A 22,853-nucleotide genomic window follows, 5' to 3' on the forward strand; every position below is an offset into this window, starting at 1 on the left:
CAACCTGACGTCGACAATAGATTCCCGCCTTCGCGGGAATGACGATTCTCCTGCGCGCGCCTTACGATTTTTTGTCTCCGGCGAGCTCGCGCGGGCGCATCGCCGTGAACGCCGCGAGCGCGAGCACCATCAGCGCAGCGATCAGCCCGAACGCGACGCTCCACGACAGCCGCGACATCCCGCCGAGCGCGTCGAGCGCGTAGCCGACCATCAGCGGCCCGACGAAGCCGCCCGCGTAGCCGAGCGATGAATGCACCGCGAGCGTCGCGCCGCGCCGCGCGGGATCGGCGGTGCCCGCCGCACCCGCGGTGAGGGACGACGAATCGAGCCACACGAAGAACCCGTACACGAGCAGCAGCGCAACCGCGAGGCCGTAGGACAGCGACCCTACATAGCCGAGCGACGCCGCGACGAGCACCGACCCTGCCATCGCGACGGTGATGAGCCTGCGGCGGCCGAGCCGGATCGCCATCTCGTTGCCGAACACGCTCGCGGCGGTGCCGATGAGCCCGAGCGCGGTCAGCACGTACGCCGGCGATAAATGCCACGATGCGCCCGACGTGCTGCCCGCGACGAATCCGAGGAACGCCACGCCCCACCCGCGCAGCGCGTTCATCTCCAGCGTGTGGATGCAGTACGCCTGCGCGTAAGCCATCGCCGAGCGATTGCGGAACACCGGCCGGAAATCGAACAGCGTGCCGCCGTCGGCGGGCTTGGCGACCGGAACCTGCCGCGGCGCGCTCGACGCGACGACCGCCCACGCCAGCGCGGCGCTGACGCCGGCGACGACGAACGCCGACTGCCAGCCGAAGACGCGCGCGAGCACTTCGGCGCACGCGAACGAGATCGCGCCCGAGATGCCGATGCTCGCGGCGTGTCCGGCGACCGCGCGCGACATCAGCGTCTTGTCGACTTTGTCGGCGAGGAGCTTGACGCCCGTCATGTAAGTCCCTGCCCAGCCGATGCCGGTGAGCGCGCGCGTCGCCAGCGCCGACCAGAAGCCGTCGGCGTAGAAACCGAAGACCAGATGGCCGACGATCGTGCAGGCGACGCCGAAGAGATACACGCGCTTCACGTCGACGCGATCGGTGAGCGTCACCAGCACCGGCACCGCGAGCATGTACGCGGCGTAGAACGCCGCGGTGATCCAGCCCGCTTCGCCGTTGGAGAGTCCCCACAGCGGCATGAGCTGCGGCAGCAGCGCGGGCCAGAAGAATGCGCCGATCTGCACCAGCACCTGGGCCGCGCAGACCGCGACGACGAGCTTCGCACCGGAGAGCGGCATCTACGCCGGCGCTTTCGCCAACCAGCGAACCGCGACGAACGCGGCGGCGGCGCCGGCAAGCTGCGCGGCGATGAAGCCCGCGACATGGTTGCCGGCAATGCCGGCGAAGGTATCGGTGAGCGAGCGTGCGAATGTCACGGCGGGGTTGGCGAAGCTTGTCGAGGAAGTGAACCAGTATGCCGCAGTGATCCACAGCGCGACGGCGGCCGCGACCTGCGACGTGGAAGCGCGGCGCATGAGACCGATCGTCAGCACCAGCCCGAAGGTCGCGATGACCTCTCCGAAAGCTTCGCCCGCGGTGCCGCGCGCATGCGCGCTCGCCTGGATCAGCGGCAGGCCGAACATCGCGTGCGCCGCGACAACGCCGCCGACCCCACCCACGAATTGCGCGAGCACGTAGGCGAGCGCTTCGCCGGCGCCCAGCGCGCGTTGCAGCGCGGCCACGAGCGTCACCGCGGGATTGAAATGCGCGCCCGAGATCGGCGCGAAGATGCAGATCAGCGTGTACAGACCGGCGCCGGTGGCGAGCGTGTTGGCGAGGAGCGCCACCGCCGAATTACCCGCGGAGAGCTTCTCGCCCATGATGCCGGAGCCGACGACGACGGCGAGCAGCAGCGCCGCGCCCAGGGCTTCCGCCGCGAGGCGGCGGCTCATTTCTCCTTGCCGATCAGCTTGAGGTGTTGCTCGGCAGCGATGCGATCGAGCGTCTCCAGCGGCAGGCTCGTCATGAGAGCGATGCGCTTCTGCAAGGTCGCGAAAGCGCTCTTGAACGCCGCGCGCCTGGTCTCGTCGTCACCGGTCACTGCGGCCGGATCCTCGACGCCCCAATGCGCGGTCACCGGCTTTCCGGGCCAGACCGGGCACATCTCGCCCGCGGCCTGATCGCAGACCGTGATGATGAAGTCCATGCGCGGCGCGCCCGGTGCGGCGAGCTCGTCCCACGCCTTGCTCCTCAGGCCTGAAGTGGCGATCCCGTTGTTCTCCAGAAGCTCGAGCGCGTAAGGATTGACCCGCCCGGTAGGATGGCTCCCCGCGCTGTACGCGCGGAACCGACCGCTGCCGACGCTGTTGAGACAGGCCTCGGCGAGCACGCTGCGCGCCGAGTTGCCGGTGCAGAGAAAGAGAACATTGAAACTGCGCTCGGTCATCGTCAGCAGCACCTCGCGGCGGCCTGCTTGGTCTGCTCGCCGTAGATCTGCGCCTCACCCAGCGTCCGGTACGTTTCCCACGCAACGCCTTGCGGATCGGTGATCCAGTACTTGTCCGAGCGCGCATAGCAGCACGTCGCGCCGGGCTGGTCCCGGGCAGCGATCTGCGCGTCGCCGACCTGCCTGCGCAGCGCGGTCAACTCTTCGTCGGTATCGACCTGGAAGCCGAGATGGTCGACGCCCGCTTTCGCGCCGCGCTGCGAGATTGCGAAGTTGATGCGCGGGTCTTCGAGCATCCACTTGGCGTAATCGGGCTTCTGCACCGTCGGCTGCACGCCGAAGACGGTCGAATAGAAACGGATGTTGGCTTCGAGATCGTCGACCGCGACATGCACGTGAAAGCGTTTCATGATCGGCTCCTGGACGTCTTGCGTTTGGACGAGGCCGGGCTGCAGCAGCTACCCAAGGCGGTCTCGACGACCGCCACGCACGCCTGCGGCATGCCGCTGCAGCAGTTCTCGGTGAGGAAACCCATCAGCGCCGCCATCTGCTCGAAGTCGACCGAGTAATAGATGAAGCGGCCTTCCTGGCGGGCGGTGACGAGCCCCGCGCGGCTCAATTCCTTCAGGTGGAAAGACAACGTCGCCGCAGGCACCTCGAGCGCTTCGCCGATGCGGCCCGCCGCCATGCCTTCGCGTCCGGCGACGACGAGCGCGCGGAAGATGGAGAGGCGCGTCTCCTGGGCGAGCGCCGCGAGCGCGGCGACTGCGGTCTTCGTTTCCACGTTTCCATGATCGTCGAAACGTCACGGGTCTGTCAACCGATACCTGACGGACCGCGCGGCACCTTGCTTTTCTCCGGCCGATTGACGAATGTATCGACGCGGTCATCAGAAACCTGCGAGGAGTAGCCCATGCGTGCAGCTCGGAGACTGGCACTGGCAACCGTAATCGCATTCGCGTCCGCGACGTCCGCGTTCGCCCAGCAATTCCCGACCAAACCGGTGCGCTTCGTCGTCGGGTTCTCGCCGGGCAGCGCGACCGACTTCACCGCGCGGGTCTTCGCGGACAAGCTGAGCGCGCTCTGGGGCCAGCCGATCGTCATCGAGAACCGCTCGGGCGCCGGCAGTACGCTCGCCAACGCCATGGTCGCGCAGGCCGCGCCCGATGGTTACACGCTGCTGGTGGTGTCCACGTCGTTCGCGATCACCGCGGTGCTGCAGGGCAAGAGCCTCCCGTACAACGCGCTCAGGGACTTCCGCGCCGTGAGCCAGTTCGGCTCGACCACCGGCGTGCTGATCGTGCCGCCGTCGCTGGGCGTGAAATCGGTGAAAGAGCTGATCGCGATGGCGAAGGAGCGCAAGCTGCTCTTCGGCTCTGCGGGCGCGGGCAGCGGCCTGCACATGAGCACCGAGCGCTTCAACATGGCCGCGGGCATCAAGGCCACGCACGTGGGGTTCAAGGGACAGCCCGAGATGAACGTGGAGATCGTCACCGCACGCGTGCACTACGGCTTTCCCAGCCTCGGCACCTCGATGCCTTTCATCAAGGACGGCCGCGTGCTGCCGCTCGCGGTCAACACGCCGAAACGCGCGCCCCAGTTGCCGGAGGTGCCGGCCGTGCTCGAGATCCTTCCGAACTTCGAGCGCGACGCGGCGCACGCGCTGATGGCGCCTGCCAAGACGCCGACCGCGATCGTTCAGAAGATCAGCAAGGACATCGCGCGCGTGGCCGAGATGCCCGACGTGAAGGAGCGCTTCCACGCGATCGCGTTCGACGTCGCACCCACCACGCCCGAGGAATACGACAAGGCGGTACGCAAGCAGATCGAGGTGTTCACGCAGGTGGCGAAGGTGGCGGGCCTGATCGCGAAGTAAGCGCGCTAGTCTCCGAACCACCCGATCGCGGTGAGCGCAACGCGCGCGCCGCGCACCGCGAACGATGCTCGAGCGGCAGTTCCTGAGCCCGGACGACATGTGGAAGCGCGTCGAGAACGGCGAGCTCCTGTACGTGCCCGTCGTGACCGTGCACGGCGCCGATCACGCGCACGTCTACATCGCAGGACAGATGGCGCGCGAGCCGTCCGGCGAGATCGTCGGCAAGGGCGACATGCGGGCCCAGCTCCGGAAAGTGTGCGAGAACATCGGCAAAGGCCTCGCTTACGCCGGCGCGACGTTCGACGACGTGGTGCGCGCGACGACCTACGTCACCGACATCCAGGAGTACTACCGCTGCTCGGCGGTGCGGTTCGAGTACTTCACGAAGAACCGCCCGGCGAGCGTGCTGATCGAGATCGTGCGCCTCGGGCATCCCGACGCGCTGGTCGAGATCGAGGTGGAAGCGATCGTCGAGCCGGAGCGGTTGAAACGAAGCGCAGGGAAGCCGGCGTAGGCCGGGACACGGCGTCGCTATTCGTTCCCCTGCACGTCGACCAGCCCGCGCAGCGGGCTGTACACGTAGCGCATGTCGGTGCCGCGCCCGCGCCCTTCCATCAGGAGCCAGTGGAAGCGCAGCGAGTGCGGTACGCCGTCGTAGACGAAGTCGATCTCCTCGATCGTCACCTTGAGCGGCCGCTGGCCTCGGGCGCAGTCGAGCCGATACTCGCGCACTTCGCCCTGCTTCCAGCGGCCGAGCGGAAATTTGACTTCGCCGCGGCAGGCGGCCTGCGGATAGCGCGAATCGAAGACGCGGCCCAGGCCGGTCCGGTCGTCGCGGATGGCGAAGCGCTGAAGCTTGTCGCGATTCAGGCGCTCGTAGACCGGGATGCCGTTCCACGCGGTCGGCCCCGTGATGGTCTTGTCGCCCCGCCGTCCGAACTCGAGCGCCGCGGGCGCCATCCGGATCTCCTGCGTGCCGTCCCACGGCGCGCCGGTCCAAAGCTCGACGGGAATGAAGCGGGTGCGCGTCGCCGGGTCGTAGGCGCGCTGCCACGCCGACCAGTCCTCCGCGCGCGCCGCGCCGGTGAGCGCGAGACACAGCGCGGTCAGCACGATGAGGGGCATCACATTCCTCCGCAACTCGCGACCGTGTCCGAGAGCCCGACGAAAGACAGGCGGCCTGAGTGTCAGCGCCGCGGGTCGGAGACGTGCGGGCCGCCGTCGGCCGCGCCGCCGGCCGGCGTTCCAGGCGCCCGCTGATTCTGCTCGCGCGCCATCCATTCTTCGATCGCGCGGCGGGCGCGCCGTTCGTCGGCTTTCTCGCGCAGCGCTTCGGGGATCAGCACGCGGTAAAGCCCGATCATCACCGCGACCATCAGCAGCGCGAACGGCAGCGCGGCCACGGTGATCAGCGTCTGCAGCGCTTTCAGGCCCCCCGCGACCAACATCGCTGCGGCGACCAGCGCGATGGCGGTGCCCCAGGCGAACTTGCGCGCGAGCGAGGGGTCGCCGGCCGACTCGCTCGACATCGAACCCAGTACCAGCACCGCCGAATCGGCCGAGGTCACGAAAAAGATCACCAGCAGCAGGATGGTCAGGCCCGACATCAGCGCCGACAACGGCAGGGCGTCGTACATGCGGAAGAGGACCGTCTCGTGCCCGACGGCAAGCGCGCCGCCCATGTCCACGCCGCCGAAGATCTGCTCCCACAGCGCGGTCCCGCCGAACGTGGCGAACCACACGAAGCCGAGCAGGCTGGGCACTGCGACGACGTCGAGCACGAACTCGCGCAGGGTGCGCCCGTACGACACCCGCGCGATGAACGCGCCCACGAACGGCGACCACGAGATCCACCACGCCCAGTAGAAGATCGTCCAGTCGGCCACCCAGGTGCTCGCGGAGAACGGCGACATGCGCAGGCTCATCTCCACCAGGTGGTCGAGGTAGCCGCCCAGCGATGTGGTGAAAGTATCGAAGATGAAGCTGGTCGGCCCGAGCAGCGCCACGGCCAGCAACAGCGCCCCGGCCAGGGCGAGATTGAAGCTCGACAGCCACTTGATGCCGCGATCGACGCCGCTCGCGCTCGAAGCCATGTACAGCACGAAACAGATCGCGATCACGGTCAACTGCATGCCCAGGCCGCCGGGCAGGCCGAACACACGGTCCATGCCGGCGCTGATCTGCATGGTGCCGAAGCCCAGCGTGGTGGCTACGCCGATCGCCGTGGCCACCACGGCGACGACGTTGACCAGCTTGCCGATCCAGCCGAGGTGCAGGTCGCCGATCAACGGCTGGAGCAGGTCGCTGATCAGGCCGCGCCCGTTGCGGTTGTACTGGAACCAGCCGATGGCCAGCCCCATCAGCGCATAGATCGCCCACGGGTGCAGGCCCCAGTGGAAAAAGGTGTAGCGCATCGCGGCCCGCGCCGCCTCCGGCGCGTTCGGCGTCAGTCCCTCGGGCGGCGTGACCAGGTGCGAGATCGGCTCGGCCGCGCCCCAGAACACCAGGCCGATGCCCATGCCGGCGGCGAACAGCATCGAAAGCCAGGCGGGGTTCGAGAACTCGGGCTCGGCGTCGCGCCCGCCGATCCGCAGCCGCGCCGTCGGGCCGAAAGCGAGGCAGGCGAGGAACACCAGGGTGAGGAACACGATCAGCAGATACAGCCAGCCGGCGTGCCGGATCACCCCCGACAGCGCCGCGTCGGTCATCGCCTCGAACGGCTTCGGCGCGAACCCGGCAATCACCGCCAGCGCGACCACCAGGAACAACGAGATACGGAAAACCATCCGTGTGCTCCTGATGGACTTACATCGCAGCCCGGGCCGGGCGGGCCCGACGCGTAGCCGAGCGCCGCTCCGGGGCGCGCAACAACGGGTCGCGCGGCCTCGTCAAAACAGGAAGCTCACGCCACGTTTCACCGCATCGTCTCGCTCGGCGACCGCCGACATTGTCCCAGCGTTCCGGCGTTTGCGCCGTTATCCCACCCGGAACAGCGCGCGCGGCGCCTTGTGCAGCCGCTCGAAGCCGTGCCCGGTGATGTGCACCAGCTCGCCGACCTGCACGCCCGCGCGCTGATCTTGCGTGATGACGTTCGGCTGGACGACGACGGTCATGCCCGCCTCCAGCTTCATATCCGGCAGCGGCCCCGCCGGACGGCTGCGGCTGCCCAATACCGGCGGGAAATAGCCGCCGCCGTAGCCGTGCATGAGATCGTCGCAGGTGGTGAAGCCCGCCTTCTCGATGACGCCCGATACATCGACGATCTGCTGCGGCGTCGTGCCCGCGCGCAGCACCGCGGCGATCGCATCGAAGGCTGCTTCCGCCGTCGCGTAAAGGTCGCGATAGAGCGGCGTCGGATCGGCGCCCACGGTGAAGGTGCGCAGCACCTGTCCCGAGTAATCCCAGAACATCCCGCTGATCTCGCAGAACACGCAGTCGCCCGCCTGCACCGTGCGATTCTCCGGAAACTGCCGCGGCACGCAGCAGTCGGCATTCGCCATCGACGTGACGCCGAAGAAGTGGATCTGCGTCGTTCCGCCGTGGCGCGTATAAGCGCGCTCGGTGATGTCCCACAGGTCGCGCTCGGTGAGGCCGGGACGCAATTCGCGGCGCAAGCTTTCGATCGCGGCGTCGCTGAACGCGGCGCCCACGCGCAGCCACTCGATCTCTTCGGGCGATTTGATCAGGCGCAGGCCCACGTAATCGCGGTTCATCTCGACCAGCGCTTCGAAAGCGCCTTCGAGCTTCTTCGCCTTGCGGTAGGCGAGCGGTCCCATGAAACCGATCCGCTTCGCGCCGCGGCGCTGGAGCTCGACGATCACCTTGTCGATGCCGGCGTGCTCGCCCCATTTCACGTCGGTGCCGACCGCCATGCGCTGCGCCAGCGGCCGGTGGTTGTACCACTCCATGAACATGAGGTTCTTTTCATGCGGGCTGACGATCACCAGCGCTTCGGTGGTCGCCGGCCAGCCGGTGAGCCACTGCACGCCCGAGCCGACGCGCTGCTCGCCGCAGACGACGAGATGGTCCACGCCCGCTTTCTGCATCGCGCCGATGAGCGCGTTGCGCCGGCGCGCGTATTCGTCGTCGGAGAAACGCGGGAAAGGCTGCTGCTCGAGCAGCGCCTGGAGATGCGGAGAGAGATTCAGCGTCATTTCTTGAGGCTCACCGGTTTCTTGAGGCTGGCGAAGTCGTTTGCCGCGGGGAGGTCTTTGCGGCCTTTGAGCAGCTCGTAGTAGCGCGCAGCGAGCGCGAGGTCCTGCAGTGCCGTGCCGACCGATTTGAACGTGACGAGGCCGCTCCTGGGCAGTCGCTTCGTTCCCGCCGCGACGTCGGCGAGCGTGATCCACGACTCCGGCGAGCTCGCGCCGCTCTTCACCGCCTGCTGGAGGTCGCCCGCTTCGTCGCCCGCGCGCGCGCTGTCGACGACGACCGCCGCCGCGTCGGCGAAGCACGCCGCGTCGACTTCCACCGATTGCGGCCGCGTGCTGCCGACGGCCGACAGCAGTCGGCACGTGTCGAGCCACGCGCCGCGCAGCACGGGCTCCGCGCTCTGCGAGCTCGTCGCGGCGACGACGACGGTATGCCCGCGCACCGCGCTCTGTGCGTTGTCGACCGACTTCACCTTGAGCCCAAGCTTGGACGACATCTGCCTGGCGAAGCGCTCGCGATTGTCCAGGGTCGGGCTGTAGACGGTCGCGGATTCGACCTGGAACACGGCCGCCATCATCTCGAGCTGCATGCGCGACTGATGGCCGGCCCCGATCAGGCCGACGGTGATGGTGTCGTCGTCGATCCTCATCTTGCGCGCGACGACGCCGCTGGCGGCGCCGGTGCGCAGGTCGGTGATGAGCCGCCCGTCGAGCACCGCGAGGAGCTCGCCGTCGGAGAGGCGATACAGCGACACGACGTAGCGCACGCCGGTGCCGGTGATCATGTGAAACGCCTTGGTCGCGGCGTAACCCGACGCGTAGTCGGCGGCGAACATCATGCGCATCCAGCCGCCTTCGAACGGCGTGTTGAGCCGCGGCGAGACGAAGGTCTTGCCGTCGGCCTCGTGCGCCGACATCTGTTCGAGGAGATCGATCGCCTCGCGATTCGAGATGACGCCTTCGAGCGCTTCGGCGCCGAGCATCAATGCCATTGAACCCACCCTGTCCCTGACCTCCCCTGACGGGGAACGTTTTTTCGTCATTCCCGCGGGGGCGGGAATCCATTTTCAGAACGTCGACCACAATGGATTCCCGATCGTTCCCGCTGCCGCGGGTCGGGAATGACGAATCGGCTTTTCTCCGCGTCGTCTGCGGTCATTCCTGTCCGTCAGCTTTTCTCGGGCGACAGGCCGTCGCCGATCTCGACGTTCTCCGGCGCAAGCTCGATTCCCGAAGCCTTCGCCTGCAGGAGCAGCAACGTGGAAAAGTCCTGATCGGTGTAGCCGTGACCGATGAGGGTCTGGATCATGTCGCGCGTGAGCGAGGTGAGCGGCATCGGCACGCCGTAGGTCTTGCCGGCGTTCAATCCGAGATCGATGTCCTTCCTCAGGAGCTCGGGTGTGAACGTGACGTGGAAATCGAGGCTGGAGAGCGCCGGCGTCTTGTAGCGCGTGAACATCGAGCCCATCACGCTCTTGTTGAGGAAGTCGAGGAAGGCGTGGCGCTTCATGCCCGCCTTCTCCGCGAGCACCGTGATCTCGCAGAGGTTCTGGATCACCACGCCGAGCATCACGTTGTGGCAGATCTTGGCGATGCGCGAGAGCTCGCCGTCGCCGACATACGAGACGCCCTGCCCGATCGCCGCGAGGTAAGGCGACACCGCGTCGAATGCATCCTGCGGGCCGGACGCGACGACCGTGAGCTTGCCGGCCTTGATGACCTTGGCATTGCCCGAGACCGGAGCGGCGAGCAGCTTCACGCCCTTGCCCTGCAGCTTCTCGCGGATCTCGGCCGATTCCTCCAGCGAGATCGAGGTCGAATCGACGACGATCTTCGGCGCCTTGCCTTTGGACGTGACGCCGTTCGCGCCGAACAGCACCTCCTTCACGTCCTTGCCCGCCGACACCATGGTGAAGACGATGTCGCACTCGGCGAGGTCGGTGAGGTGGTCGACCACTTTCGCACCCGACGCGGCGAGCGGCTCGGCTTTCGAGCGCGTGCGGTTCCATACCGCGATGTCGCAGCCCGACTTCGCCAGCCGCTCGGCCATCGCGTATCCCATGCGGCCGATGCCGATCCAGCCGAGCTTGTGTTTCTTCATGTCTGCCATTGCACTTCTCCGAAAAAACCGGGGTCACACCCCGATAAAGCCGGGGTCTGACCCCATTAACTCTGTAGATCCTGCGACCAGTTGCGCGTCTCGATCACGCGCTTGAGCTCGTTGAGGAACGACGCGGCATACGCCCCGTCGACCGCGCGATGGTCGAAGCTTTGCGCCAGCACGCCGACCGGCCTCACCGCGATGCTGTCGCCTTCCGGGCTTTCGATCACCACCGGCTTCTTGCGCACGCCGTCGGTCGAGAGTATCGCGACCTGCGGCGTGTTGATGATCGGCGCGGTGATCACCGTGCCGTAAGCCCCGTTGTTGGTGATGGTGTACGTGCCTTCGGCGAGCTCGTCCGGCTCGAGCTTGCCCGCGCGCGCGCGCACCGCGAGGTCGTGCGCTTCGCGCGCGAGCTGCGGCAGCGATTTGTTCGGTACGTCCTTCAGGACCGGCACCATCAGCCCCTCGAAGTTCATGTCGACCGCGATGCCGATGTTGATGCGGCGCGCAAGCGTGATGCGGTCGCCGCCGAACGTCGCGTTGAGCTTGGGATAGCGGCCGAGCGCGATCGACACCGCGCGCAGGATGAAGGGGAGATACGTGAGGCTGTAGCCTTCGCGCTCCTTCCACCCGGCGCCGCTTTCGCGCCGCGCCTGCTCGACGCGGTGGAAATCGGCTTCGACGACCTGGAGCACGTGCGGCGCGGTCGTCCAGGACTTCGCCATGTTCTCGGCGACGCGCTTGCGCACCGCGTTGAGCGGCTGTACCTGCCCCGTTGCCATGGGGGCCAGCGCGCTCACGGCCGGCGTACGGGTGACCGGAGGCTCGGCGCGCGGCGCCGGCTGCTGCGCGCGCTTCGCGACGTGGTCGAGCACGTCGTTCCTCGTGATGCGCCCGTCGCGGCCGGTGCCGGGGATCTGGCCGATGTCGAGCGCGTGCTCGGCGACCAGCTTGCGCACGACCGGCGAGAGCCTCGCCTGCGCGCCTTCGCGGATCGAGAGCGGCGGCTTGACGATCTCCGCGGCCTGCTTCGCCGTCGGGCTCAGGCGGTCCGCGCCGGTGCCGTCCGCGGCGGCGCTCGGCGCAACCGGCGTAGACGTCCGCGCAGCCGCGGCGACGCCGCTCGACTGCCGTTGCGCGGACGCTCCTCCCGCGCTTTCTTTTATCACCGCGAGCTTCTCACCCACCTTCGCGGTAACGCCTTCCTGCACCAGGATCTCGGCAATGACCCCTGTTGCCTGCGCCGGGATCTCGGTGCTCACCTTGTCGGTCTCGACGTCGAAAAGCACTTCGTCCGCTTTCACCGCGTCGCCGACTTTCTTGTACCACCGCGTGACGACGCCTTCGGCGACGGTCTCGCCGAGCTGCGGCATGATTACGTCCATCTGCTACTCCTGAGACTAAAGCATTCAACACGGAGGACACGGAGGAAGAACACGGAGGGCACGGAGGAAAAGCATGTCGGTCTTAGACAACCCGGCCGAATGGTTCCTCCGTGTCCTCCGTGGACCTCCGTGCCCTCCGTGTTAAAGCTTTTTTGCTCTTTCACTTGAGTTCGTAAACCACTTTCCCGCCCACCATCGTCATGGTCGGCCTGATGTCCTTGATCTGGTCGGCCGGGATGGTCAGATAGTCGCGGTCGAGCACCACGAGATCGGCGTACTTTCCCGGCTGCAAAGAGCCGAGGTTCGATTCCTGGAACACGACGTAGGCGTTGTTGCGCGTGTGCGCGATCAACGCTTCCTCGCGGGTGATCGTCTGGCGGTTGACCTCGCGTCCGCCGACCATCCTGCCCGTCACCGCGAACCACAGGTTGTAGAACGGGTTCGATGTCGTCACCGCCGTCGCGTCCGAGCCCAGCCCCCACATGATCCCGCTGTCGTGCACCATGCGCATCGGCGGCATGCTCCACGCGCGATCGCCGTGGAACTTGTGCATGAGATAACCCTGGATGAGCGGCCGGGTGTGGATCTGCGCGGTCATGCCGAGGCGCTTCATGCGCTCGATCTGCTCGGGCGTCACCTGGTCGATGTGCGAGAAGGCCCAGCGCAGCCCCTTGATCGGCTTCTCGCGGTTGATGCCTTCGTACAGCGCGAGGAACGCGTCGATCGCCGGCTCCATCTCGACGTGCGAGTTCATGTAGATGCCGCGCTCGGCCAACGCGCGGGCGATGCGTCCCCACTGCGCGATGTCTTCGGCGCGCGTGTTCGCTTTCGGATTGAGAAGCTGGGTGTTGACCGGGTTGTAGACCGACTCGCCGTAACCGACGTTGTCGAAGTAATCGTCGCCCTGGAAAGGCTTCATCGCGGGGATCTCCGCGACGACCTTGTCCACCTGCTCCGGCGTGCCCGGCTGCCGCACCGTCTGCCAGAAGATGCGGATGTCGAGCTCGCCCTTGCTCGCGAGCAGGCGGTACGGCTCGTAGTGCGCCTCGCTCATCCCGCGGCCGCCTGCGTCCATCCACGCGGTCATGCCGACCGAGTTGAGGTACGACACCACGTTGCGCGCATTCTGCAGCCATTGGCGCGATTCGGCGAGCGGCACCTTGGCCGCGACGAACGCGACGCCGCCCGCGCCACTCACCAGACCGGTCGGATTGCCGCTCGCGTCTTTCTCGATACGTCCGCCTGCGGGATCGGGTGTCCTGGCATCGATGCCTGCCGCTTTCATCGCCGCGGTATTCAGATACGTGTGGCGATAGATCGCCTGCAGCGCCACCGGATTGGCGGGCGCGAGCTTGTCGAGCTCGGCCAGCGGAAAGCCTCGCGGATCGTCGGTGAACTGCTCCTCCGACCAGCCGCCGAGCGCGACGATCCAGTCGCCGGGCTTCGCCGCGCGCACGCGCTTCTGCAGCATATCGAGGGCTTGCGCACGCGAGGTCACGCCGTCGAGCCGCATCTCCGAATGCCATTTCTCGGCGACGCGCACGAAATGCGCGTGGTTGTCGATCAGTCCGGGAATGACCGTGCGGCCGCGCAGATCGATCACTTTGGCCGAAGGCCCGGCGAGCTTGCGCATCGCCGCGCTCGTGCCCACCGCCGCAATCCGCCGGCCTTTGATCGCCACCGCCTGGGCGACCGTGAACCGCTCGTCGACGGTGACGACCTTCCCGTTGACCAGCACGAGGTCCGCCGCCTGAGCCATCGACGCGGTGAGCGTGAGCAACGCGACCGTCACGAATCGCTTCATGGCTTTTCCTTTGCGTCCTTTGCGTCCTTTGTGGTCAATCGCTTTTCAATCCATCTTCTGCGATACCTCTTTCACGATGCGTTCAACCGAAGGTATGGTCGCGTCCTCCAGCTTGTCCGCCGACGGCAGCGGGATGTGCGGCGTCGTGATCCTCACCATCGGCGCATCCAGCGTCCAGAAACATTCCTCCGCCGCGATCGACACGATCTCCGCGCCCCAGCCGCACAGTCGCGGGTTCTCTTCGACAGTGAAGAGCCGGCCGGTCTTGCCGATCTCGGTGAGGATCGTCTGCGTATCGAGCGGCACGAGCGAGCGCACGTCCACCACCGTCGCCGAGATGCCGTGCTCCTTCTCGAGGATCGCCGCCGCGTCGAGCGACTTGTGCACCATCGAGGCGAGCGCGACGATCGTGCAGTCCTTGCCCTCCCGCAGCACCTTCGCCTTGCCGAGCTCGTCGACGTGCTCGCCGTCGGGCACTTCGCCTTTCATGGGATACAACGACTTCTGCTCGAAGAAGAGCACCGGGTCGGGATCGCGCACCGCCGCGGCGAGCAGACCTTTCACGTCCGCGGGAAAGGCGGGCGCGACGACCTTGATGCCGGGGATCGCCATCGCCCAGTTCTCGACCGCCTGCGAGTGCTGCGCGCCGAAGCGCGAGCCTGCGCCGTTCGCGGTGCGGATGACCAGCGGCAGCGCGATCTGGCCGTTGGTCATGTAGCGCGTCTTCGCGATCTCGTTGGCGACGATGTCCCAGCACACCGCGAGGAAGTCGGAGAACATGATCTCGGCGATGGGCTTCAGACCGGTCATCGCGGCGCCCATCGCCGCGCCGAGGATCGCCTGTTCCGAGATCGGCGTGTCGCGCACCCGCCTGGGCCCGAACTTCTCGAAGAGCCCTACGGTGGCCTTGAACACGCCGCCCGCGGCGCCGATGTCCTCGCCCAGGAACACGACGTTCTCGTCGCGCTCCATCTCCTGCGCGATGCCGGCCGCAACCGCGTCGCGATAGGTCAGTTCCGCCATGCTGTGCTCCCGTCGGCCCACACGTCTCTGTCGATCGCATCGAGACCCGGCACCGGTGACGCCTTGGCCGTCTCGGTCGCTTCGTCCACTTTCCTCATCGCTTCGGCTTCCATGTCTTTCAGAGTCGCCTCGTTGAAGCCGACTTCGAGCAGGCGTGAGCGATAGCGCTTGAGCGGATCCTGCTCGAGCCACTTCTCGAGCTCGCCCTTGGGGCGGTACTGGCCGGGATCGGCGCGCGAGTGGCCGCTGTGGCGATAAGTCATCGCTTCGATCAGCGCGGGACCGCCGCCTTTGCGCGCGCGGTCCATGAACTTGACCGCGGTCTTGTAGACCTCGTCGGCGTCGTTGCCGTCGATGACGATCTTCTCCAGCCCGTAGGCGCTCGCGCGATCGGCTGCGGGATGCTCGACCGCGGTCACGGTGTGGATCGGCGTGTACTCCATGTACAGGTTGTTCTCGCACACGAAGATCACCGGCAGCTTCCAGATCGCCGCGAAGTTGAGCGCTTCGTGAAAGGCGCCGATGTTGGTCGTGCCGTCGCCGAAGAAGCACACCGCGACCTGCTCGGTGCCGCGATACTGCGCGCTCCACGCGGCGCCGGCGGCGACCGGCAGGTGCGCGCCGATGATCGCGTAAGAGCCCATCGCGCCTTTGCTGACGTCGGTGAGGTGCATCGAGCCGCCCTTGCCGCCGAGGAGGCCGCACTCGCGGCCCATCAGCTCTCCGAGCACGCCCGCCATCGATGCGCCGCGCGCGAGCGTGTGCGCGTGGCCTCTATAGGTGCAGAACGTCCAGTCGTCGGGCCGCATCGCGACGCCGAACCCGGCGGCGATCGCTTCCTGCCCGAGCGACAGATGGCTCGTGCCTTTGATCAGGTTCTGGAGAAACAGATCGTACGCGCGCTTCTCGCAATAACGCAGCTCGAGCTGCTGGCGATAGAGCTCCATGCGAGTCTCGCGGCCGATGTCGATCTCGGGTGGTGAGCCGGCCTTCTTACGTTTAACCGATGTGTCCACGCTTACCTCTAAAACTGATTTTTGAACCGCAAAGGACGCAAACGACGCCAAGGAAGATCAAAAACAAAAAATAATTTTGTTCTTTGGTTTGCCTTGTTTTTCCTTTGCGTCCTTTGCGTCCTTTGCGGTTAATTGCTTTTAGTACTTGTTCGCGATCGGAAGCTCTTGAGCCGGGAAGAGCGTGATGATCTTCGCGCCGTCGGGCGTCAGCACCACTTCCTCTTCGATCCGCGCGGCTGAGACGCCGTCGGCGGCCGGACAGAAGGTTTCGACCGCGAACACCATCCCCGCCTTGAGCTCGTACGGGTCCTTGAAAGAGTTCACGCGCGAGATCAGCGGCCGCTCGTGCAGGCCGAGCCCCAGGCCGTGGCAGAAGTTCAGGCCGAACGCGCTCATCTCGGTCTCGAAGCCGATCTCGGTGCTCTTGGGGAACGCGCGCGCCACCTTGTCGGTCGACACGCCGGGCTTGAGCATGTCGATCGCGCCGTCCATCCAGGCGCGCGCGCGTCTGTACGCGTCGTGCTGCGCTTTCGTCGCCGAGCCCACCGTGAACGTGCGGTAATAGCACGTGCGATAACCCATGTACGACTGGATGATGTCGAAATACGCCTGGTCGCCCGGGCGGATCATGCGGTCGGTAAAGTTGTGCGGGTGCGGGCTGCAGCGCTCGCCGGCGATCGCGTTGATCGCTTCCACGCAGTCCGAGCCCATCTCGTACAGGCGCTTGGTCGCCATCGCGACGACCTCGTTCTCGCGGATGCCCGGCTTCAACGCTTCGAAGATGTCCTGGTACACCCCGTCGCCCATCGCCGCCGCCGTGTTGAGCAGCGTGATCTCGTCGTGGCTCTTGATCTCGCGCGCGTCGAGCATGACCTGCTGGCCGTCCTGCACTTTGACGCCGAGCTTTTGCAGCGCGAACAGGAAAGGGGGCTCGACCACGTCGATGCCGACGGGCATATCGGCCACCCCTTCCTGCACCAGGATGTCGTAGACCTCTTTCGCCATGTCCTCGAACAGGCCCACTTTCGGCGACACCGCGCCGCGCAAGCCCGTGAGGCCCGCGAGGCAGTGGTTCTTGGGCAGCCACGGCGCATAGATCTTGTGATGGCGCGCGGCCGAGCCGAAATCCCACACCCACGGCTCGCCGTTGCCGGTCAGCAGGCACCAGCGCGTGAGCTTGTCGCGCGCCCATTCGCCGATGACGGTGCTCGAGATGTAGCGGATGTTGTACTGGTCGAAGCACAACAGCGCGCCGAGCCCTGAATTGCGCAGGGCATTGCGCGTGCGCGCGAGGCGATAGTCGTGCAGCCGCCTGAAATCGACGCGCTCCTCGAAATCGACCTGCATGCGCCCCGGCGCCTGGAGCGGGCGCTCCCACTGGTGCCGCGGATCCGCCGGATCGAAGAGCACGTCCGGCGCTTCGGACACGCGCTTCTTCGGATCGATGTCCGATGCTTTGATGTTCTTCGGTTCAACTCTCTTCTTCTTACTCGCCATACCCGTTCACCCGTTCACTCGTTCACGCCTTTCGGCTGCAGGCGAGGCGCCTGCGCTACCTTCACCCGTTCACGCCTTCAGCTGAACGGCCATCCAGTCCGCGGTCTGATCGCGATACCGGTACCAGAGATTGTTCACCACGTGGTTGCCGCCTTCCACGATCGACAGCACGCACGGCCCCGAGACTTCCGCGGCGAGCTTTTTCGCCTCTTCCGGTGAGGTCAGGCGGTCCCTGGTGCCGGCGACGATGTAGATGGGGCACGTGATGTTTGAAGCGAAGCCGCGCAACGTCATGCGCGCCCCGACTTTGCCCGCTTCTTCGAGCGTCCTGCTGTGCGTGCGCGCGCGAAAGGCTTCGACGTTGATGATCGGCCGCCCTTCGAAACCCGGCTTGCGCTCGTACGCGCCGGACAGCGCGACGCACGCCTTGATACGCTTCTCGAAGCACGCCGCGCGCGGCGCGTAATAGCCGCCGAGCGAGACGCCCCAGACGCCGATCTTCGAGGTGTCGACGTCGTTGCGCGTCTCGAGGTAGTCGATCACCGCGCCGACGGGCTTCTCGTACTCGGGACAGATCGGGAAGTCGTATTCGGCTTCGCCCTGTCCCGGGCCGTCGAATGCGAGCGTCGCGAGACCGCGCTGGAGGAAGCGGTTCTCGTAATCGTCCATCTCCTCTTTCGCCGAGTCGAGTCCCATGCACATGACCACGATCGGCGGCTTGGCCACACCCGCCGGTTTTCTCAGGTTGCCGTAGAGCTGCTTGCCCTCGTACGGGATCGCCACGCGCTCGCCGGGCGGACGCAGGTGCGGCAGCGCCTTGTTGCGGCACTCGACCGCTTTCATGTGCGCCCGGCGGAGCTGCGCCATGTCGTTCACGAAGAGGAATTTTCCGAAGTGGTAGCAGACCGCCGCGCGCGTCCAGTGCTCGGCGGCCGACAGGTGGAAGCCTTCGCCGTGCGCGGTGTTGCCGAGCTCCTCGTGGATCGCGGCGCGCGCGCTCCACGCTTTGCACCAGTCGTCCCAGCTCGCGATGCTCGCGGTGACTTCCTGGAAGTCGGTGAGCGGCACGCCGTTGATCACGAACCGCGGCGCCCAGTGGGAGATGGCGGATTGAACGCGTTCGTCTTTCGGTGTTTGCGGTGTGTCCATTGGATCCTCTTTCGGTGCGTTACGCCGCTTCGCGGCTAACGCACCCTACGTTTCACGTCTCACGTCTCACGTCTCACGTTTCACGTTTCACGTTTCACGCTTCACATTTTCGCGTTCAATCCGCCTTGATGCCCGCCGCCCTGATGATCGGCGTCCACTTGGTCAGCTCGGCCTTGATGAACGCGCGCATCTCCTCGGGCGTCGTCGGCGCGGCGATGGCGCCGAGTTTCAGCAAGGCTTCTTTGACGTCGGGCTGCGCGAAGCTGTCGCCGATCTCCCGGTTGAGCTTCATCACGATCGCCTGCGGCGTCTTCGCGGGCGCCATGAGGCCGAACCACAGCAGCGCGTCGAGACCGGGAACGCCGGCCTCGGTCGCGCTCGGGACCTCGGGCGTGGCCGGGAAGCGTTGCAGGCTCGTCACCGTGAACGCCTTCACCTTCCTCGCCTGGAGCTGTGCACGCGCGGTGACCGGTGACAGGAACGCGAACTGGGTCTCGCCGCTCAGCAGCCCGGTCAGCGCCGGTCCCGCACCCTTGTAAGGGATGTGCAGGAAGTTGACCCCGCTCACCTTGACGAAGAGCTCGCCCGCGAGATGGCTGATCGTGCCCGCGCCGGCCGAGCCCCAGCTCACCGCGTTGCCGCCTTTCGCTTTGCCCAGCGCGATCAGCTCCTGCACGTTGTTCGCGGGCACCGAAGGGTGCGCCACGAGCACCGTCACGCCTTTCATCAGGATGGAGATCGGCGCAAAGTCGTGCAGCGGATCGTAGGGTAGCTTCGGGAAGAGGCTCGGCGCGCTGACGTGCGTGCCCGCGTGGGCGATGACCAGCGTGTAGCCGTCCGGCACCGACTTAGCGACGATGTCGGTGCCGATCGTGCCGCCCGCCCCCGCGCGGTTGTCGACGATGAACTGCTGGCCGAGGCGCTCGGTGAGCTTCTGCGCGGTGAAGCGCGCGATCTGGTCCGACGTGCTGCCGGTCGAGCCGGTGATCACCCGCACCGGCCTCACCGGGTATTTGTCCGCTTCGGCTGCGATCGCCTGTCCGGCCGCGAGCGCCGCCGCCAGCGCGACGATGGTCTTGCGCATGATCCCTCCTCTTCAGGTCTTCGGCACGCCCAATTGCTGCGCCATCCAGTCGGCAGCCTGCGTCTGGTACATGTAGCGGCGGTTGTTCACCACGTGGTTGCCGCCTTTCACGATCTGAAGCACTTTCGGCCCCGACACTTCGGCGGCGATGCGCTCGGCGTTGGCCGGCGGCGTGAGCCGGTCGAGCTCGCCCGCGACGATGTAGATCGGACACGTGATGTTCGAGCAGGCGCCTTCGAGCGTCAGCGTCTTCGCTTTCTCGTGCGCCTCTTCCATCGTCCTGCTGTGGCTGCGCACGCGGAACGCTTCGCGCGAAAGCTCGTTGCGGCCGTCGAAGATCTCGACCCACGAGTACGGACCGGAGAACGACAGGCACGCTTTAAGGCGCTTGTCGAACGCCGCGGCGCGCGCGGAGTAGTAACCGCCGAGCGAGACGCCCATGATGCCGATGCGATCGGGATCGACGTCGGCGCGCGTCTTGATGTGATCGATCACCGCCTGCACCGGCGCCTCGTAATCGCCGCGGATCGGCAGGTCGTACTCGGCTTCGCCCTGGCCAGGGCCGTCGAACGCGAGGGTGGCCATGCCGCGCTCGAGAAAGATGTTCTCGTAGACGTCGAGCTCTTCCTTGGTCGAGTCGAGGCCGACGCACATGATGACCACCGCGGGGCACTCGATCCCGTGCGGGCGGCGCAGTATCCCGTAGAGCTCGCGGCTTTCGTATCGAATCGCGACGCGCTCGCCGGGCGGATCGAGATGGGGCAGCGCGAGGTTGCGGCACTCGACGACCTTCCGATGCGCTGCTTTCATCTGCTCGATGTCGTGCACGAACATGAACTTGCCGAAGTGATAGCACAGCGACGCGCGCGTGAGGTGCGCCCCGGCGGAGAGCATATAGCCCTGCGCGAGCGCGTCGCGCCCGAGCGCTTCATGGACGGCGGCACGCTCCGACCACACGCGGCACCAGTCGTCCCAGCGCGAGATCGCGGCGGTCACTTCGTTGAAATCGGCGAGCGGCACGCCGGCCGAGACGAAGCGCGGCGCCCAGTTGTGGATGGCGATTTCTACGCGCTTGTCTTTTGCTGGTTCAGTCATACACATACTCAAAGTCAAAATGGATTCCCGATCGCTCCCGCTACCGCGGGTCGGGAATGACGTTTTGGTTTTCCTTTGCGTCCTTTGCGTCCTTTGCGGCCAATCACGCCTTTAGAGACTCAAGAATCAATTGATCTTCGCGCCTGCGGCGATGAGCACTTTCGCGAAGCGCTTCACCTCCGAGCGGATGAAAGCGTCGAACTCCTCGGGCGTCGTCGGCGTGGGGGTCGCGCCCTGCGTCAGCAGGCGCTCCTTGATCTCGGGCAGGTTGAGGATCCGCACCACTTCCTTGTTCAGCACGTTGACGAGCGGCCGCGGCGTCTTCGCCGAGGCGAGGAGCCCGTACCACTGGTCGTATTCGAATCCGGCGATGCCCGCTTCGGCGACCGTCGGCAGGTTCGGAAACATCGGCGAGCGCTGCGCGGTGCTGACCGCGAGCGCGGTGACGCGTCCCGCCTTGACCTGTCCCGCCGCGATGAGCACCGGGGTGAAGCAGAAGTCGACGCGTCCCGCGATCGTCTCGTTCAACGCTTCGGGCGCACCCTTGTAAGGCACGTGGGTCGCGTCGATGCCGGCCGCCAGCCTGAACATCTCACCGTTGATCTGCGTGCCGCTGCCGATGCCGGCCGAGCTGAAGTTCACCTTGCCCGCGCGCGACTTCGCGTACGCGATCAGCCCCTTCACGCTGTTGACCCCGGTCGAGGGCGCGACGACCAGCAGGTTGGGAACGCTCGCGACGCGCGAGATACCCGCGAAATCGCGGATCGTGTCGTACGAAAGCTTGGAATACAGCGTCGCGTTGCCCGCATGCCCGGTCGACACCATCATCAGCGTATGCCCGTCCGGCGCCGCGCCGAGCACGTATTCGGACGCGATGGTGCCGCCGGCGCTCGGCCGGTTGTCGACCACCACCTGCTGTCCCCAGTGCTCCGTCATCTTCTCTCCGATCCATCGCGCGAGGATGTCCGTCTGGCTCCCGGTCGAGAAAGGCACGAGCATGCGTATCGGCCTCACCGGAAACTTCGCGTTCTGGGCGCCCGCCTCGGACGCCGCCGCAACCAAGCACGTGCAAGCAAGCCCTGCCGCCAGCCAGTGACGCATGGTGCTCCTCCTCTATCGTGGGTTCGTGCCTCCGGTTCGTTCGTCGTCGTGATCAGCGCGCCGCGCCGAGCTGCGCGGCCATCCAGTCCGCGGACTGCGCGCGGTAGCGGTAGCCGCGGTTGTTGGCGACGTGATTGCCGTCTTCGATGAGCACGAGCTCGACCGGCCCCCGTGCTTCGCGCGCGAGCCGCTCGCCGTCCTGCCACGGCACGATGCGATCCTGCTTGCCCGCGACGACGAAGAGCGGACACGCGATGTTCGAAGCAATACCTTTCAACGAGAGCGTGCGGCCGCAGGCTTCGGCCTCTTCGGGCGTGGCGCACTTGGCGCGCACGCGGAAGGCTTCGCGCGTGAGCGGGTTCATCGTCGGCCAGAGATCCGCCCAGTCGAACGGACCCGACAGCGAGATGCACGCCTTGACGCGCTTTTCGAACGCCGCGGCGCGCGGCGCGTAATAGCCGCCGAGCGACACGCCCCATAGCCCGATGCCCGACGCGTCCACGTCGCCGCGCGTCTGCACGTAATCGACCACGGCTTTCACCGGCGCCTCGTAATCGCCGCGGATGCGAAGCTCGTATTCCGCTTCGCCCTGCCCAGGGCCGTCGAACGCAAGCGTCGCCATGCCGCGGGCGAGGAAGGTCGACTCGTACGCGTCCATCTCCTCCTTCGCCGAATCGAGGCCCATGCACATGACCACGATCGGGGGGCGGTCGATGCCGCGCGGCTTGCGCAGGATGCCGTAAAGCTTCGTACCGTCATAGGGGATCGCCACGCGCTCACCGCCGGGTTCGATGAGCGGCAGCGCGGCTAGCCTGCACTCCACCGCCTTGCGGTGCGCCGCGCGCATCTGTTCATAATGCTCGACGAAGACGAACTTGGCGAAGTGATAGCAGACGCCGGCGCGCGTGAGGTGCTCCCCGGCGGAGAGCCGATGTCCGGCTTTGATCGCGTCCCGGCCGAGCTGCTCGTGGACCGCCGCGCGCTGCGACCACGCCGAGCACCAGTCGTCCCACCGCTCGAGCTTCGCGGTGACCTCCTGGAAGTCGGACAGCGGAACGCCGTTGGCGACGAAGCGCGGCGCCCAGTGCCAGATCGCGGCTGCGACGCGCGCATCGCCCGATGCGGTAGTCGTCAT

22 protein-coding genes are annotated in these 22,853 nt (G+C 66.5%); 2 read left to right on the plus strand and 20 right to left on the minus strand.

From position 1 onward, the window contains the following. Positions 1–61 precede the first annotated feature (61 nt). Genes VHP37_15930 through VHP37_15950 form a run of 5 tightly spaced genes read right to left on the minus strand, consistent with a single transcriptional unit; the run spans position 62 to position 3,217 of the window. Entirely contained in the window at positions 62–1,285 is a 1,224-nt protein-coding gene (locus tag VHP37_15930) for an MFS transporter (GenBank protein ID HEX2827842.1), read from the minus strand. Continuing rightward, a complete protein-coding gene (locus VHP37_15935) occupies positions 1,286–1,939 on the minus strand; it encodes an aquaporin (protein ID HEX2827843.1) in 654 nt (217 codons plus the stop codon). Further along, positions 1,936–2,433: an arsenate reductase ArsC gene (locus VHP37_15940; GenBank protein ID HEX2827844.1), complete on the minus strand. Its 498-nt coding sequence runs from the start codon at positions 2,431–2,433 to the stop codon at positions 1,936–1,938. The genes VHP37_15935 and VHP37_15940 overlap by 4 nt, the downstream gene beginning before the upstream one ends. Positions 2,434–2,435: 2 nt before the next feature. Beyond that, complete coding sequence (locus VHP37_15945) at positions 2,436–2,843, minus strand: ArsI/CadI family heavy metal resistance metalloenzyme (GenBank protein ID HEX2827845.1); 408 nt, start codon at positions 2,841–2,843, stop codon at positions 2,436–2,438. Then, the gene (locus VHP37_15950) at positions 2,840–3,217 is read right to left on the minus strand and encodes a metalloregulator ArsR/SmtB family transcription factor (GenBank protein ID HEX2827846.1); all 378 of its coding nucleotides are present in this window, start codon (positions 3,215–3,217) and stop codon (positions 2,840–2,842) included. Before VHP37_15950 ends, VHP37_15945 begins: the two co-directional genes overlap by 4 nt. Before the next feature lie 129 nt (positions 3,218–3,346). Between VHP37_15950 and VHP37_15955 the strand changes: the two genes are divergently transcribed. After that, positions 3,347–4,309, plus strand: coding sequence for a tripartite tricarboxylate transporter substrate-binding protein (locus tag VHP37_15955; protein HEX2827847.1), 963 nt, complete (start codon positions 3,347–3,349; stop codon positions 4,307–4,309). 64 nt (positions 4,310–4,373) lie between these two features. Continuing rightward, positions 4,374–4,823 carry a RidA family protein gene (locus VHP37_15960; protein HEX2827848.1) on the plus strand — a complete coding sequence of 150 codons (450 nt, stop codon included), beginning with the start codon at positions 4,374–4,376 and terminating at the stop codon, positions 4,821–4,823. Between the two features lie 17 nt (positions 4,824–4,840). Here VHP37_15960 and VHP37_15965 read toward each other — a convergent pair whose 3' ends face one another. The 15 genes from VHP37_15965 to VHP37_16035 form a co-directional block, all read right to left on the minus strand. Next, positions 4,841–5,434, minus strand: coding sequence for a hypothetical protein (locus tag VHP37_15965; GenBank protein HEX2827849.1), 594 nt, complete (start codon positions 5,432–5,434; stop codon positions 4,841–4,843). Positions 5,435–5,496: 62 nt separating this feature from the next. Further along, positions 5,497–7,095, minus strand: coding sequence for a BCCT family transporter (locus VHP37_15970; GenBank protein ID HEX2827850.1), 1,599 nt, complete (start codon positions 7,093–7,095; stop codon positions 5,497–5,499). Between the two features lie 189 nt (positions 7,096–7,284). Continuing rightward, on the minus strand, positions 7,285–8,463 hold the full coding sequence (locus VHP37_15975) for a M24 family metallopeptidase (GenBank protein HEX2827851.1): 1,179 nt from the start codon (positions 8,461–8,463) through the stop codon (positions 7,285–7,287). Then, the gene (locus VHP37_15980; GenBank protein HEX2827852.1) at positions 8,460–9,452 is read right to left on the minus strand and encodes a hypothetical protein; all 993 of its coding nucleotides are present in this window, start codon (positions 9,450–9,452) and stop codon (positions 8,460–8,462) included. Before VHP37_15980 ends, VHP37_15975 begins: the two co-directional genes overlap by 4 nt. A 176-nt stretch (positions 9,453–9,628) precedes the next feature. Further along, positions 9,629–10,570, minus strand: a complete 942-nt coding sequence (locus tag VHP37_15985; GenBank protein ID HEX2827853.1) for an NAD(P)-dependent oxidoreductase — start codon at positions 10,568–10,570, stop codon at positions 9,629–9,631. Positions 10,571–10,626: 56 nt separating this feature from the next. Next, complete coding sequence (locus VHP37_15990; GenBank protein HEX2827854.1) at positions 10,627–11,949, minus strand: dihydrolipoamide acetyltransferase family protein; 1,323 nt, start codon at positions 11,947–11,949, stop codon at positions 10,627–10,629. Between the two features lie 160 nt (positions 11,950–12,109). Continuing rightward, positions 12,110–13,753 (minus strand): amidohydrolase, encoded by a 1,644-nt coding sequence (locus VHP37_15995; protein HEX2827855.1) that lies wholly within the window; start codon positions 13,751–13,753, stop codon positions 12,110–12,112. A gap of 45 nt (positions 13,754–13,798) precedes the next feature. Further along, complete coding sequence (locus VHP37_16000) at positions 13,799–14,776, minus strand: alpha-ketoacid dehydrogenase subunit beta (protein ID HEX2827856.1); 978 nt, start codon at positions 14,774–14,776, stop codon at positions 13,799–13,801. Continuing rightward, a complete protein-coding gene (locus VHP37_16005) occupies positions 14,764–15,792 on the minus strand; it encodes a thiamine pyrophosphate-dependent dehydrogenase E1 component subunit alpha (protein HEX2827857.1) in 1,029 nt (342 codons plus the stop codon). Before VHP37_16005 ends, VHP37_16000 begins: the two co-directional genes overlap by 13 nt. A 138-nt stretch (positions 15,793–15,930) precedes the next feature. Next, on the minus strand, positions 15,931–17,289 hold the full coding sequence (locus VHP37_16010; GenBank protein ID HEX2827858.1) for a Xaa-Pro peptidase family protein: 1,359 nt from the start codon (positions 17,287–17,289) through the stop codon (positions 15,931–15,933). Positions 17,290–17,358: 69 nt separating this feature from the next. After that, a complete protein-coding gene (locus tag VHP37_16015; protein HEX2827859.1) occupies positions 17,359–18,438 on the minus strand; it encodes an alpha/beta hydrolase in 1,080 nt (359 codons plus the stop codon). 115 nt (positions 18,439–18,553) lie between these two features. Beyond that, a complete protein-coding gene (locus tag VHP37_16020; GenBank protein HEX2827860.1) occupies positions 18,554–19,522 on the minus strand; it encodes a tripartite tricarboxylate transporter substrate binding protein in 969 nt (322 codons plus the stop codon). Between the two features lie 12 nt (positions 19,523–19,534). Then, positions 19,535–20,617, minus strand: a complete 1,083-nt coding sequence (locus VHP37_16025; GenBank protein ID HEX2827861.1) for an alpha/beta fold hydrolase — start codon at positions 20,615–20,617, stop codon at positions 19,535–19,537. 126 nt (positions 20,618–20,743) lie between these two features. Next, complete coding sequence (locus VHP37_16030) at positions 20,744–21,718, minus strand: tripartite tricarboxylate transporter substrate binding protein (GenBank protein ID HEX2827862.1); 975 nt, start codon at positions 21,716–21,718, stop codon at positions 20,744–20,746. A 52-nt stretch (positions 21,719–21,770) separates the two neighbouring features. Continuing rightward, entirely contained in the window at positions 21,771–22,853 is a 1,083-nt protein-coding gene (locus tag VHP37_16035) for an alpha/beta fold hydrolase (protein HEX2827863.1), read from the minus strand.

The sequence above is a fragment of the Burkholderiales bacterium genome, assembly GCA_036262035.1.
Taxonomy (GTDB): Bacteria; Pseudomonadota; Gammaproteobacteria; order Burkholderiales; family SG8-41; genus JAQGMV01.